The organism is Marinobacterium sp. YM272, from assembly GCF_050908845.1.
GTDB lineage: Bacteria > Pseudomonadota > Gammaproteobacteria > Pseudomonadales > Balneatricaceae > Marinobacterium_D.
The window spans coordinates 944929-957410 of record NZ_CP194171.1; the positions used below are offsets into that span (position 1 = coordinate 944929).

Below are 12482 nucleotides of genomic sequence, written 5' to 3' on the forward strand. Positions count from 1 at the left end.
GTTAGTGCGCTTGTCTCAATCGAGTTCTGACGAAACCAGCTCGCCCAGCAGGGAGTTGGCGTAGGCCTGGATAATCTTCACGTCGGCAAAGTGCCCGATCAGGTCCGGGTTATCGCAGCGGAAGTTCACCACGCGGTTGTTCTCGGTGCGGCCGGACAGCTGGCCCGGGTCCTTCTTGGAGTAACCGTTGACCAGAATCCGCTGGGTGGAGTCCACCATGCGGCGGCTGATCTGCATCGCCTGGGCGGTGATCCGGTCCTGCAAAATCTTCAGGCGCTCTTTCTTGGTCTCTTCCGAGACATCGTCCGGCAGGTCCGCGGCGGGTGTGCCGGGGCGGCGGCTGTAGATGAAGCTGAACGAGGCATCGAAACCGATATCGGCGATCAGGTTCATGGTCGCCTCGAAATCACGGTCGGTCTCTCCCGGGAAGCCGATAATGAAGTCGGAGGAGAAGCTGATATCGGGGCGCAGTTTCTTGATACGGCGCAGTTTGGATTTGTACTCCAGTGCCGTATGGCCACGTTTCATCGACATCAGTACCTGGTCGGAACCGCTCTGTACCGGCAGGTGCAGGTGGCTGACCAGCTCCGGCACTTCGCCATAGACCTCGATCAGCGAATCGCTGAACTCCACCGGGTGGCTGGTGGTGAAGCGGATGCGGTCGATGCCATCGATAGCCGCGACGGTGCGAATCAGCTCTGCCAGATCGGCCTCATCACCATCAGAGGTTGCGCCACGGTAGGCGTTAACGTTCTGGCCCAGCAGGTTGACCTCGCGGACGCCCTGTTCTGCCAGCTCGACACACTCGGCGATCACGTCATCGAGCGGGCGGCTCACCTCTTCACCACGGGTGTAGGGCACAACACAGAAAGTGCAGTATTTGCTGCAGCCTTCCATGACGGAAACGAACGCCTCGGCGCCTTCAACCTTGGGTGCTGGCAGGTGATCGAATTTCTCGATTTCCGGGAAGCTGACGTCGACGATGCCGACGCTGCCCTTCTGGCTTTCGTTGATCATCTCTGGCAGGCGATGCAGGGTCTGCGGACCGAAAATCATGTCTACATAGGGCGCGCGCTCAAGAATGGCGGAGCCTTCCTGGGAGGCGACACAGCCGCCGACACCGATCATCAGGTCGGGACGTGCTTCCTTCATCTTGCGCCAGCGGCCGAGCTGGTGAAATACCTTCTCCTGCGCCTTTTCCCGGATGGAACAGGTATTCAATAGCAGTACATCGGCATCGTCCTGATTATCGGTCAGTTCGAGCGCGTGGCTCTCGCCCAGCAGATCCGCCATGCGGGCTGAGTCGTATTCGTTCATCTGACAGCCATGTGTCTTGATAAACAGCTTTTTCGCCATGAATCACCTGTTGCTTCGGGAGGGTATAGATTTAAGGACCGCGTATTATACGTGAGAGCATAGTCACAGACCAGAAATTGAACAGTGGAAACCTGCGCCGGCAGCCTTGTTTTTACCCGGGCCGGCCCTATATTTCAGCCAATCGACAGATTGCACAGGAGACGTTGCAGGCGATGGCCAGTGAAGACCCTATTTACCGTGTTGCCTTTGTTAACCAGGATAAAGTCTACGAGCTTTACGTACGCCACGTTTACCCCAGCGATATGTGGGGCTTCGTTGAGCTGGAGGGTTTTATTTTCGGCTCCCGCTCCGAGCTGGTCGTGGACCCGGCCGAGGAAAAGCTGAAGCAGCAGTTTGACGATGTGAAGCGCTCGATCGTGCCGATGCAGGCGATCATCCGCATCGATGAAGTGCGCCAGGAAGGGGTTGCCAAGATAACTGACGCTAAGGGGACGGTGACGGCTTTCCCCACCATCCCGCCAAAGCGTCAGTAATGCTTACTGCGCAGCCAGGTTCTGCTGGACTGCGCCGTCGCATGAGCCGCGGGCCAGCAGGGCCGGCGACAGCTGGATGCGGTCCGCCTTGTAATACTCGACCACGCCCTGGATATCGATCACTTCAGCGCCATCGATACGGAAGCAGGCGATGTTTTTGTTCTGCCAGACTTTCTCCCAGCGCTTGTCACCACTGGACTGGCCCGGGGCAAAGGGACCGGCTATGCGCAGCCAGGCATTGTCACGTCCGCTTTTCTTGGCCTGCACCAGCTCGCCGTCCTTGGTGTAGGCGGTGGTCTTGAACATGACGTATTCAAGGGTGTTCTTGCTGTTGTTGGTGAAATCGATGTGGGCCGCAACTATGCCTCGGCTTTCCGGTGCCGCCGGGTGCATGTCGCGTATTACCAGCACCGGAGCCGGCTCAACCTTCTTGGGGACGGGTTTCTGTACCACCGGCTGCGGTTTCTGGGCACAGGCGGCCAGCAGCATTGCGCAGGTGGCAGGAATCACAATTCGACCAAGCCCCTTGAAGGACTTTTGCGGCTGTTTCATGGATGGGCTCCCAGCGATTAGATATTTCTGGCGCTGCTGAAATACAGCTATTTCTCAGCAGCTCAACGTTGTACAAGTGTTGTATAAAACTTCTCCGCCAGCTGCAAACGTTTGTTTGAACCCAGGCCTTAGTCTTTGGGTGCAAGCAGCGTTTTCGATGGCTCTCCGGGCACTTCCCGTGCCAGGCGTGGTACCAGGTACCCCGGCAGCTGTGCCTGAAGCTCTGCCACCAGCCGTTTCGCCGTTTCATCGTCGATATCGAAATGAGCGGCACCGGCAACAGGGTCCAGTACAAACAGATAGTAGGGTAGCACGCCCGACTCGAACAGGGTTTCGCTCAGTATACGCAGGGTGTCCACGCTGTCGTTGATCTCTCTCAGCAGCACCGCCTGGTTCAGTACGGTGACGCCGGCATCGATCAGCCGCCGGATGGCGTCGCGGACACTGGCGTCGATCTCCTGAGGGTGGTTGCAGTGCAGGACCAGCACCGGCTTGAGTCTGGTGGCGGTCAGTGCTGACACCAGGCCTTCGGTGACGCGCTCGGGGATCACGATAGGCAGTCGGGTGTGGACGCGCAGGCGCTTCAGGTGTGGACGCTTGGCCAGGTCCGCGATCATCCGCTCCAGGCGGGAGTCCGGTGTTACCAGCGGGTCGCCGCCGGAAAGAATCGCTTCATGCAGCTCGGGGTGCGCATCTATATAGGCGAGTGCCTGCTGCCACTGATCGCCGCCGAGCTGGTTTTCCTGGTAGGGGAAATGGCGCCGGAAGCAGTAACGGCAGTTGATCGCGCAACCGCCGCTGCCGATCAGCAGCACGCGGTCTCTGTACTTGTGCACCACGCCGGGCACCGGGTTCGAGCCGAGCTCGGCCAATGGGTCGGTGCTGAAGCCGGTGACCGGTGTCATCTCCCGGCCCTGAGGTAGTACCTGCAGCAGGATCGGGTCCTGGGGATCGCCCCGGTGCATTCGCCTGACAAGCCCCCGGGGAACGCGCAGTTCAAACTGCGCATGGGCGCGATCGTCAGCGAGGTCCGCCGGCAGCTCCAGCAGGGCAAGCAGTTCGTTTGTATCGGTAACAGCGCTGCGCAGCGCCTGTTGCCAGGCGTCAGGGGCGGGCCAGGTCAGGGTCATGTCCGGGTTCTTCAACGGGATGGTGGGCGGCATTCTGCCGAATCAGTCCCCCGTCTATCAAGTCCATGCAGGTGGACTTGGCCGGAGCCTCCCCTGTACACTTTAGCGCACTTTTTCCGCCGGCTTTCCCGGCACGTTTGCAAGATTTTAAGCTTAATCCAAGCATAAAACGGAACCATCCAATGGCAACTTACTCCAGCAACCAGTTTAAAAACGGCCTCAAGGTAATGATCGATGGCGATCCCTGCACCATGGTCGATGTAGATTTCGTCAAACCGGGTAAGGGGCAGGCGTTCACCCGCGTGCGTCTGCGCAACCTGATGACCGGCCGTATCTGGGAGCGGACCTTCAAGTCCAACGAATCCTTGGAAGGCGCCGATGTCATGGACCGTGACATGGAATACCTCTACAACGATGGTGAAATGTGGCACTTCATGGAGCCGAGCAGCTTCGAACAGTTCGCTGCCGACCAGGCCGCTGTGGGCGACGCCGGCAAGTGGCTCAAAGAGCAGGACAAGTGCCTGATCACGCTGTGGAACGACAATCCGATCGCTGTTACGCCGCCGAACTTTGTCGAGCTCGAAGTGGTTGAAACCGATCCGGGCCTTAAGGGCGATACCGCTCAGGGTGGCTCCAAGCCGGCGACACTGAGCACCGGTGCTGTCGTGCGTGTGCCGCTGTTCATCGAACGGGGTGAAGTGCTGAAAATCGACACCCGTACCGGTGAATACGTCAGCCGCGCCTGATAGCTGCGACGGCCCCCGGGCGGGGCCGTTTTGCTGTGCCGCAGAGCGCAGGATAAGAGCAGTATCCCTGATTGAAAATTAATCGATACCGGGGATGGTGCTGCTCAGATTTTGTTGCTAGCATGCTGATACGGATATCGATAGGCGTTCAGGCCGCCCAACCTGTACGTTGCCCAAATATCGATTCCGCATTCCAGCGAAAGAGTCTCTCTCGAAAAGGCAATCTCGGGTAACCGGGTGCGCAAAGCTACGGGTTTAAATGGATTAGACCGCCGGGCTACCGAAGGAGAGACACCCCCTACCGACCTTTTCCTCAAGTCCGGTTTTTTCAATGCTACCGAGTGAAGACTGGCGTCCCAGTGCGTCCATCGATTCCTTGCGGTCCCGTGCCCGGCTTCTGGCGCTTGTCCGTGATTTTTTTGCGTCCCGAAACGTCCTCGAAGTTGATACCCAGCTGCTTTCCCACTGTGCCGTCAGTGACCCCTTTATTGACTCGATAGAGGCGTCCTACAGTCCTGCACCGGGGCAACCGGCGCATTCGCTCTACCTGCAGACCTCGCCCGAATACGCCATGAAGCGGCTCCTCGCGGCCGGCAGCGGAGCGATCTATCAGCTTGGCAAGGTGTTTCGCAATGGTGAATCCGGTAGTCGTCACAACCCGGAGTTCACCATGCTGGAGTGGTATCGGCCCGGCTGGGATGCAGGGGCGTTGATGGACGAGGTGGAGGCGCTGGTGGCGGCTGCGATCCCGGCGTTCAGCGCAGAGCGGATCAGCTACCGCGCGCTGTTTCAGCGTGAGCTGGGGCTGGATCCGCACCGCGCCAGCGCCGCCGAACTTGCGCGTCGCTGTCGTGAGCATGTCGACGCACCGTTCGATGATGATGATAGGGATACCTGGCTCAACCTGCTGATGTCCGAGGTGATCGAACCCCGGCTGCAGAGTGCCGTGTTTGTGCACAGCTTTCCCGCCTCTCAGGCGGCGCTGGCGCAGGTGGTGGAGGATGAAACCGGCACCCCGGTAGCCACCCGTTTTGAGCTTTTTGTACGCGGTATCGAACTGGCCAACGGCTACCAGGAGCTGACCGATGCGCGGGAGCAGGCGCGCCGGCTGCTGCAGGATCAGAACCAGCGCGCCGGGCTCGGATTACCTCAGCGTCCGCTGGAGCAGCGCCTGGTGGCGGCGCTGGAGGCGGGGATGCCGGACAGTGCCGGCGTCGCCCTAGGCTTCGACCGTCTGGCCATGCTGGCGCTGGGTGCAGCACGCATCGACGAGGTGATCCCGTTCAGCTTTGAACGTGCCTGAAACGGGTTCAGGCGGGCAGTGAGTTCAGCAGTCCCCGCCGGATCCGGTCCACCGCTTCCTCGACCCAGGCGCGTGGACAGCCGAAGTTCAGGCGCATGAACCGGTCATCACCAAAATCTCTGCCTGGTGAAAGGCCAACGCCCGCCTGCTCGAAAAAGTGGGCCGGGTTTTCCAGCTTGGCGCCGCTGACATCGATCCAGGCCAGGTATGTTGCCTCTATCGGGTCCAGCTTCAGGCCGGGCAGTGCGTTGATCTGTTCCACCAGGTAGTCACGGTTGCCACGCAGATAGTTCAGCTGCGCCTCGTTCCAGGCATCACCATCGGCGTAGGCCGCTTCTGCGGCGGTGTAACCCAGCAGATTGACATCGGGAACGATTCCCTTGCGCACGCGTTGAAACTGCCGCCTAAGCTGGGCGTCAGGAATAACCGCGAATGCACAGCCGAGGCCGGCGATATTGTAGGTCTTGCTCGGCGCCATCAGGGTGATGGTGCGGGCCGCCAGCTCCTCGCTCAGCGAGGCCAGCGGAATATGCTCAAGCCCCGGCTCCAGAATCAGGTCGCAGTGGACCTCGTCGGAGCAGACCAGCAGATCGTGGCGCAGAACAATCTGACCAAGCTGCTCCAGCTCCTCTCGGCGATAGACGGTGCCGCCCGGGTTGTGCGGGTTGCAGAACAGCAGCAGGCGAGTGGCGGGGGTGATCGCCTGCTCCAGCGCGTCGAAGTCGATGCGCAGTCGACCGTTGTCGCGGACCATCGGCAGGGTCAACATCTCCCGCTCCGATAGCCTCGGCGCCGACATGAATGGCGGGTAGATCGGCTGCGGTGTCATCACCGTCGCACCCGGCTCGGTGGCGGCGCGGCAGGCCAGGTGCAGGCCGCAGACCAGCCCCGGCAGCCAGACCAGTTGATCGCTGCTGACGGTCCAGTCATAGCGTCGCTGCAGTCTTTCGCAGACCCGCTCGTTCAGTGTTGCAGGCGTATTGGTATAGCCGAACACACCGTGATCGACACGTTCGTGCAGGGCTGCAAGTACCGAGGGGGGCGCCATGAAATCGGTGTCGGCTACCCACATCGGCAGGATTTCCTGGTCGCGATACTTTTCCCATTTCTGGCTGGCGGTGTCGCGGCGGTCGATCAGTCGGTCGAAATCGGTCGGAGACATGCTTACCCTTCGATCTGGCTGTTGTCGGTGAGGTTAGGTTAACCCATAGTGAATGCCGGTCGCAGCACCCTGTTTTAAAGCAGGTGTTCAGGCGCTATATTAGCGCCGCATCCACCCTCCATGGGCTGTATACTGTAGCCCATATCGTTACAGGCTGTGCGAGCCAAAGAATTCGGAGAACACCATGAGTAGCCAGGATCGAGTCATAGTTTTTGATACCACCCTGCGTGACGGCGAACAGAGCCCGGGCGCATCGATGACGCGAGACGAAAAGCTACGCATTGCGCGACAGCTGGAACGGATGCGGGTGGATGTGATCGAGGCGGGCTTCGCCATCGCCAGCGTTGGTGACTTCGAGTCGGTGCAGGCGATCGCGCGCACGATCAAGGACAGCACCGTCTGTTCCCTGTCCCGGGCGCTGGATGCGGATATCGACCGCGCAGGTGAGGCGCTGCGCGAGGCGAACTCCGGTCGTATCCACACCTTTATCGCCACCTCGCCGATCCACATGAAGTACAAGCTGCAGATGGATCCGGATCAGGTGGTCGAAAGCGCCGTGCGCGCCGTTACCCGTGCCCGTGGCCTGATCGACGATGTGGAGTTTTCACTGGAAGACGCCAGCCGCTCCGAGATGGATTTCATGTGCCGTATCATCGAGCGCGTGATCGATGCTGGCGCACGCACCATCAACATTCCCGATACGGTTGGTTACGCCGTGCCGGAAGAGTTCGGTAACCGCATCGCCGAACTGCTGCGGCGCATTCCCAATGCCGACAAGGCGATCTTCTCCGTGCACTGCCACAACGACCTGGGACTGGCGGTGGCTAACTCCCTGGCCGCAGTCAGTGCCGGTGCCCGCCAGGTGGAATGCACCATCAACGGTCTCGGTGAACGTGCCGGTAACGCCGCGCTGGAAGAGATCGTTATGGCGCTGCGCACCCGCAAGGATATGCTCGGTCTGGAAACGGCTATCGATACGACCCAGATCGTACCCGCCTCGCGCCTGGTCTCCAGCGTCACGGGCTTCCCAGTGCAGCCCAACAAGGCGATCGTCGGTGCCAACGCCTTTGCGCATGAATCCGGCATCCATCAGGATGGCGTGCTCAAGCATCGCGAAACCTACGAGATCATGACCGCCCAGGATGTGGGCTGGAACACCAACCGCATGGTGCTGGGCAAGCACTCAGGCCGTGCCGCCTTCCGCGCACGCTTGGAAGAGCTGGGTACCAGCTTTGCGACCGATGCCGAATTGAATACCGCCTTTACCCGTTTCAAGGAACTGGCGGACAAGAAACACGAGATCTTCGATGAAGACCTGATGGCGCTGGTCAGTGATGCCCGCGCCGAAGCGGCCAGCGAAAAATACCGCCTCAGTAGCCTCAGCGTCACCTCCCAGACCGGTGAAATACCGGTAGCCAGCGTGAAGCTGATGATCGGTGGCGAAGAGTATGCCGCTGAATCCCAGGGTAGCGGTCCGGTGGATGCCACCTTCAAGGCGATCGAGCAGGTCGCCAACTCAGGTGCCAGTCTGCTGATTTATTCGGTCAATGCGGTGACCGAGGGTACCGATTCCCAGGGTGAGGTAACTGTGCGCCTGGAGAAAGGCGGGCGGATCGTCAACGGCCTGGGTGCGGATACCGATATCATTATTGCCTCGGGCAAGGCGTATCTGCATGCCCTGAACATGCTCGACGCCAATATTCAGAAAGCGCACCCTCAGGTGTGAAGGACGCCGTTGTGAAGGACAAAGCCGCGTGAGCGTTACCCGGGAACAGCACAGACACGACTACCTGAGTGCCATCGGCATTACCAGTTGGCTGCCGCGCACCGCGCTGCCCGGCGCGGCGCCTTCGGCGGATTGGGTATCCGGTTTTGTCCATGGCCAGGAAGATGTCTGGGACTCGGAAGAACCTGATTCGGTTGAGCCTGCCCAGGCCGCCCGCGAGGCGGTGGCGACTGCTGCCCCGGAGACAGCGCCGCTAATGCCCAGTGCCGCTGGACAGGAGGCGCGAGCGGCAGCACGTGCATCGCTGGACCTGGAGATGGCTGCTGAGACTAAGTCCAAGCCCAAGCCGGCAGCTCAGCAAGCCGTCAGCAAAGACGAGATGGAAGCACCCAGGGTTTCCGCGCGTCCGGGCCCGCGTGTCGAAGCGCCGAGAGTCAAGCTGGCGTTTGTGTTGGCGGGCGATCTGCTGGTGGTAGACAGTCTGCCACCGGCGGGCCGTCAGGGTTTTGGGCAACAGCATCAGCGCCTGTTGCGGGGCATACTGACGGCACTGGGGCAGAGCGAAGCGCCGAGCGATGCCTCGCTGCTCTCCTGGCCTGTGTTAGCAGGCGCGTCGCTGAATCAGGGGCCGGATGAGCTGGCGAAAGCGGTCGCCCGCAAGCTGGAACTGACGCTGGCGCTGAAACCGGTACGTGGCGCCTTGCTGCTTGGCGAGAGTGCTGCGCAATGGCTGCTGGGCCGGGAAGAGGGGCTGGATGTGCTGCGCGGCATCCGCTTCACGCTGCAGGGCGGTATCGCCTGTGTCGCCAGTCACAGTCTCAGTGAGGCGCTGCAACTTCCCGAGATGAAAGCCGGCATCTGGCGGGATATCCAGCCGCTGCGAGCGCGGACTGGCAATGGCTGACCTGCGCCCGGCGAATAAAAACGATCTGGCGATTTTGCGCAGACTCGACGATCGCTGTTTCGATGAGGCCTGGTCGGAAAAAATCTGGCTCGGCTGGCTCTCGAATCCCAAACGCTACCGTTGCTGGTTATTGATGGAAGCCGACGTCGCGCTCGGCTTTCTACTGTTCGGCGTGGTGCTGGATGAAGCGGAGCTGCTGCGTATCGGTGTGGACCCTGCGCGTCAGGGCGAGGGGCTGGCTGCCGCTATGCTCAGGACCGTGCAGTCAGGGCTGGCTGCGCAAGGTGTTGCCAGCTGTCACCTCGAGGTCCGCGAGTCCAACTATGCCGCCCAGCGGCTTTATCAGCATTGCGGCTGGACGCCCAGCGGGCGCCGACGCAACTATTACGCCGCCGAGGATGGCAGCGAGGATGCACTGCTCTTTACCCTTGGGCTGGATTGATCTGTGTCAGTTGCCGCCGCTGCGGCAGGCCGATCCAATGTTTTACACTGGACGTAACTTCCTCACTGGCGCAGTGGAATTTAGCCAATGACTCCAAATGACGGACTGGTGTCCGGGCTCTGGCTGGGCATCTCGGCACTGCTTTATCTCGGTATTATGGCGTTCGCACTCTGGCGGCTTCCCTGGGGTGTATTGAAGCGTGAGCGCGGTATTCAGCATCTGCTGTTCGGTGCAGCGGTTGTGCTGATGCTGATGTGGACCATGCGTGCCGGTATCTCCCCCGGTCTGTCGATCCATTTTGTTGGTATGACCACCCTGACCCTGATGTTTGGCTGGGATCTGGCGCTCTGCGCCGGCAGTGCGGCGCTGATCGGGCTGGCGCTGATCGGACGTGAGAGCTGGCAGGCGTTACCGTTGAATGCACTCTGTTTTGTGGTGATTCCGGCGCTGGTCAGCCTGGGCGTGCTGAGAACAGTCGAGGCCTGGCTGCCGCGTAATTTCTTTGTTTATCTCTTCCTCTGCGCTTTTCTGGGAGGCGGAGTGGCCGCAGCGGCGGGGGGATTGTCGATGGGGTCGCTGCTCTGGTTGGCAGACGTCTATCCCTGGAGCAAGATCTACCACGAATACGTGCGCTACCTGCCGCTGATTATGTTCCCGGAAGGCCTGCTCAACGGCATCATCATGACCGGCATGATGGTGTTTCACCCGGACTGGATCCGCACCTTCGATGCGCGCCGCTATATCGATGAGCAGTAAGGATTTTTCTTTCCGTTAGCGGCGGGAATCAGCGCCTGACCGGGCGTTTCTGCAGTTTGCGCTGCAGGGTGCGCCGGTGCATTCCCAGCGCGCGTGCGGTGGCGGAGATGTTGCCGTCGTGTTCCGCCAGTACCTTCTGAATGTGCTCCCACTCCAGCCGGTTCACCGACATGGGGTCGGCGCTGATCTCCTGCGCGACGTCCACCTGTTCATGGTTCAGGGCGGCGAGTATCTGGTCCGCATCGGCGGGCTTGGGCAGGTAGTTGCTGGCGCCAAGCTTGATCGCATCGACGGCGGTGGCAATGCTGGCGTAGCCGGTCAGGATCAGGATTCTCATCTGTGGGTTCAGCGCTTTCAGCCCCTCGATCAGCTCGAGCCCGGAAGGACCTTCCATCTTCAGGTCAACGCTGGCCAGTGCAGGGGTCTCCTGCCGGGCCTGGCTTAGCGCATCTTCAACATTGCGCGCGACGCTGACACTGAAGCCCCGCCGGGTCAGCGAGCGTGCCAGTACGCGGGTAAAGGTAGGGTCGTCATCGACCACGAGAAACTTCTCGCTCACTCTGCCTCCTGGGTGTGCTGTGGCACGACGGGTAGCCGGACTTCCGTCAGTGTACCGCCTTTCGGGTGGTCGTACAGGCGCACCTCGCCCTCGTGCTGGGACAGCGTTGTGGCGGTCAAAAACAGGCCAATGCCCAGTCCTTTGCCCTTGGTGGTCACGAACGGCCGTCCCAGGTTGGCCGAGCTGCTAAGCGGCAGGCCGGGTCCCTGGTCATGAATGCGCAGCCAGATATCGTTTTTATCCCAGTCCAGTTCGATCTCCAGTGGTTCGTCCGAGGCATCGGCGGCGTTGTTGAACAGGTTGGTCAGCGCCTGTTTCAACTGCGGGCTGGTGGCAACCTCGGGGGCGTCCCCCTGTTTTATGATCGGCTGCCGGTACTGCGCCTGGGGGCGGATTATCTGCCACTCATCGAGCAGTTCGTCCAGCAGCCGGTCTACTGGCTTCGGCTGACTGGCATCCGCATCGCGTGCGCTGCGAGCCATCGCCTGCAGCCGCTCGGAGCAGGCGCCGACCTGCTGTTGCAGCAGGGCGATATCCTCGGCGGTTTCCGGGTCTTTATGGGTCAGTGCCATATCTTTCAGGATGACGCTCATGGTCGACAGCGGCGTGCCCAGTTCATGGGCGGTGCCGGCCGCGAAGGTAGCCAGAGAGATCATCTGCTGATCGCGCAGGCGACGTTCCCGCTCGCGATTAAGGCGCCGCTCCTGTTGCCGCATGGCGTGTTGCATACGCACCAGAAACCAGGTGATCAGCAGCACTGTCAGCAGGAAATTCAGCCACATACCGATGATATGCAGGTCAAACAGGGCGGCCAGGCTGAAGTGGTGCTCGGTTTTTGGCGGCAGTACCGGCAGGTAGTAGCGCAGCAGAGAGCTGTAGAACAGCACCACAATGACCGCCATCAGCCAGGTGAAACGCCAGGAGAGTGTGGCCGCCGATATCAGCAGGGGGATCAGCAGCAGGAAGATAAACGGGTTGGTGGCACCGCCGGTCTGGTAGATCAGCGCGCCGTAGAGAATGGCATCGGCACAGAGCTGGGAGAACAGTTCGGTCTCGGTGACCGGCCATTGCGAATGCAGACGCGCATAGGTGAACAGGTTGATCAGTGCCATCATCCCCAGGGTGGCACTGATCAGCCAGACATTGACGCCGGCGCCGACAAAGTAGACGGCGGCGAGTATCAGAATACCGAGACCGAACAGAATCAGGACGCGGGTGTAGGTCAGCTGTAAAAGGGTCTCGTGATAACCGGGCATGTTGCGTCAACTCAGTGGCGGTAACTGCCGTATTGTACTCTGTCGTTTACATTCGCTCATGGGGCAGAATGTCGCAGACCTGAAGCGCCTTTCGGT

General features: G+C 60.6%; 13 protein-coding genes and 1 riboswitch. Of the genes, 7 read left to right on the plus strand and 6 right to left on the minus strand.

Annotated features, from left to right (window positions below; all coding sequences use genetic code 11):
- Window positions 1-15: 15 nt before the first annotated feature.
- The gene (miaB, locus tag ACQUQP_RS04440) at window positions 16-1356 is read right to left on the minus strand and encodes a tRNA (N6-isopentenyl adenosine(37)-C2)-methylthiotransferase MiaB (protein ID WP_432697604.1); all 1341 of its coding nucleotides are present in this window, start codon (window positions 1354-1356) and stop codon (window positions 16-18) included.
- Window positions 1357-1529: 173 nt separating this feature from the next.
- On the opposite strand from miaB, the gene ACQUQP_RS04445 reads away from it, so the two are divergent.
- Complete coding sequence (locus tag ACQUQP_RS04445; protein WP_432697605.1) at window positions 1530-1850, plus strand: DUF1820 family protein; 321 nt, start codon at window positions 1530-1532, stop codon at window positions 1848-1850.
- Between the two features lie 3 nt (window positions 1851-1853).
- Here ACQUQP_RS04445 and ACQUQP_RS04450 read toward each other — a convergent pair whose 3' ends face one another.
- Together ACQUQP_RS04450 and epmB are read right to left on the minus strand one after the other, a co-directional pair.
- Window positions 1854-2402, minus strand: coding sequence for a hypothetical protein (locus ACQUQP_RS04450; RefSeq protein ID WP_432697606.1), 549 nt, complete (start codon window positions 2400-2402; stop codon window positions 1854-1856).
- Window positions 2403-2530: 128 nt separating this feature from the next.
- Window positions 2531-3565 (minus strand): EF-P beta-lysylation protein EpmB, encoded by a 1035-nt coding sequence (gene epmB / locus ACQUQP_RS04455; RefSeq protein ID WP_432697607.1) that lies wholly within the window; start codon window positions 3563-3565, stop codon window positions 2531-2533.
- Window positions 3566-3714: 149 nt separating this feature from the next.
- Here epmB and efp point away from each other — a divergent pair, with 149 nt between their 5' ends.
- Complete coding sequence (gene efp / locus ACQUQP_RS04460; RefSeq protein WP_432697608.1) at window positions 3715-4278, plus strand: elongation factor P; 564 nt, start codon at window positions 3715-3717, stop codon at window positions 4276-4278.
- 208 nt (window positions 4279-4486) lie between these two features.
- Window positions 4487-4563, plus strand: a riboswitch (cyclic di-GMP riboswitch).
- Between the two features lie 46 nt (window positions 4564-4609).
- Complete coding sequence (epmA, locus tag ACQUQP_RS04465; RefSeq protein WP_432697609.1) at window positions 4610-5581, plus strand: EF-P lysine aminoacylase EpmA; 972 nt, start codon at window positions 4610-4612, stop codon at window positions 5579-5581.
- Between the two features lie 7 nt (window positions 5582-5588).
- Here epmA and ACQUQP_RS04470 read toward each other — a convergent pair whose 3' ends face one another.
- On the minus strand, window positions 5589-6743 hold the full coding sequence (locus ACQUQP_RS04470) for a MalY/PatB family protein (protein ID WP_432697610.1): 1155 nt from the start codon (window positions 6741-6743) through the stop codon (window positions 5589-5591).
- A gap of 184 nt (window positions 6744-6927) precedes the next feature.
- On the opposite strand from ACQUQP_RS04470, the gene ACQUQP_RS04475 reads away from it, so the two are divergent.
- The 4 genes from ACQUQP_RS04475 (at window position 6928) to ACQUQP_RS04490 (ending at window position 10571) form a co-directional block, all read left to right on the plus strand.
- On the plus strand, window positions 6928-8469 hold the full coding sequence (locus ACQUQP_RS04475) for a 2-isopropylmalate synthase (protein ID WP_432697611.1): 1542 nt from the start codon (window positions 6928-6930) through the stop codon (window positions 8467-8469).
- A gap of 28 nt (window positions 8470-8497) precedes the next feature.
- Window positions 8498-9373, plus strand: coding sequence for a hypothetical protein (locus ACQUQP_RS04480; protein ID WP_432697612.1), 876 nt, complete (start codon window positions 8498-8500; stop codon window positions 9371-9373).
- Window positions 9366-9815 carry a ribosomal protein S18-alanine N-acetyltransferase gene (gene rimI, locus ACQUQP_RS04485; protein WP_432697613.1) on the plus strand — a complete coding sequence of 150 codons (450 nt, stop codon included), beginning with the start codon at window positions 9366-9368 and terminating at the stop codon, window positions 9813-9815. The genes ACQUQP_RS04480 and rimI overlap by 8 nt, the downstream gene beginning before the upstream one ends.
- 87 nt (window positions 9816-9902) lie before the next feature.
- Window positions 9903-10571, plus strand: coding sequence for an energy-coupling factor ABC transporter permease (locus tag ACQUQP_RS04490; protein WP_432697614.1), 669 nt, complete (start codon window positions 9903-9905; stop codon window positions 10569-10571).
- Window positions 10572-10599: 28 nt separating this feature from the next.
- Here the strand turns inward: ACQUQP_RS04490 and ACQUQP_RS04495 are convergent, their stop codons facing one another.
- Both ACQUQP_RS04495 and ACQUQP_RS04500 read right to left on the minus strand, forming a co-directional pair.
- Window positions 10600-11130 (minus strand): response regulator transcription factor, encoded by a 531-nt coding sequence (locus ACQUQP_RS04495; RefSeq protein WP_432697615.1) that lies wholly within the window; start codon window positions 11128-11130, stop codon window positions 10600-10602.
- Entirely contained in the window at window positions 11127-12386 is a 1260-nt protein-coding gene (locus ACQUQP_RS04500) for an ATP-binding protein (RefSeq protein ID WP_432697616.1), read from the minus strand. The genes ACQUQP_RS04495 and ACQUQP_RS04500 overlap by 4 nt, the downstream gene beginning before the upstream one ends.
- Window positions 12387-12482 lie beyond the last annotated feature (96 nt).

Excerpts from the sequence above, each read along its gene's own strand:
- miaB (WP_432697604.1), bottom strand. The coding sequence starts at position 1,356 with ATGGCGAAAAAGCTGTTTATCAAGACACATGGCTGTCAGATGAACGAA.
- ACQUQP_RS04445 (WP_432697605.1), top strand. The coding sequence starts at position 1,530 with ATGGCCAGTGAAGACCCTATTTACCGTGTTGCCTTTGTTAACCAGGAT.
- ACQUQP_RS04450 (WP_432697606.1), bottom strand. The coding sequence starts at position 2,402 with ATGAAACAGCCGCAAAAGTCCTTCAAGGGGCTTGGTCGAATTGTGATT.
- epmB (WP_432697607.1), bottom strand. The coding sequence starts at position 3,565 with ATGCCGCCCACCATCCCGTTGAAGAACCCGGACATGACCCTGACCTGG.
- efp (WP_432697608.1), top strand. The coding sequence starts at position 3,715 with ATGGCAACTTACTCCAGCAACCAGTTTAAAAACGGCCTCAAGGTAATG.
- epmA (WP_432697609.1), top strand. The coding sequence starts at position 4,610 with ATGCTACCGAGTGAAGACTGGCGTCCCAGTGCGTCCATCGATTCCTTG.
- ACQUQP_RS04470 (WP_432697610.1), bottom strand. The coding sequence starts at position 6,743 with ATGTCTCCGACCGATTTCGACCGACTGATCGACCGCCGCGACACCGCC.
- ACQUQP_RS04475 (WP_432697611.1), top strand. The coding sequence starts at position 6,928 with ATGAGTAGCCAGGATCGAGTCATAGTTTTTGATACCACCCTGCGTGAC.
- rimI (WP_432697613.1), top strand. The coding sequence starts at position 9,366 with ATGGCTGACCTGCGCCCGGCGAATAAAAACGATCTGGCGATTTTGCGC.
- ACQUQP_RS04490 (WP_432697614.1), top strand. The coding sequence starts at position 9,903 with ATGACTCCAAATGACGGACTGGTGTCCGGGCTCTGGCTGGGCATCTCG.
- ACQUQP_RS04500 (WP_432697616.1), bottom strand. The coding sequence starts at position 12,386 with ATGCCCGGTTATCACGAGACCCTTTTACAGCTGACCTACACCCGCGTC.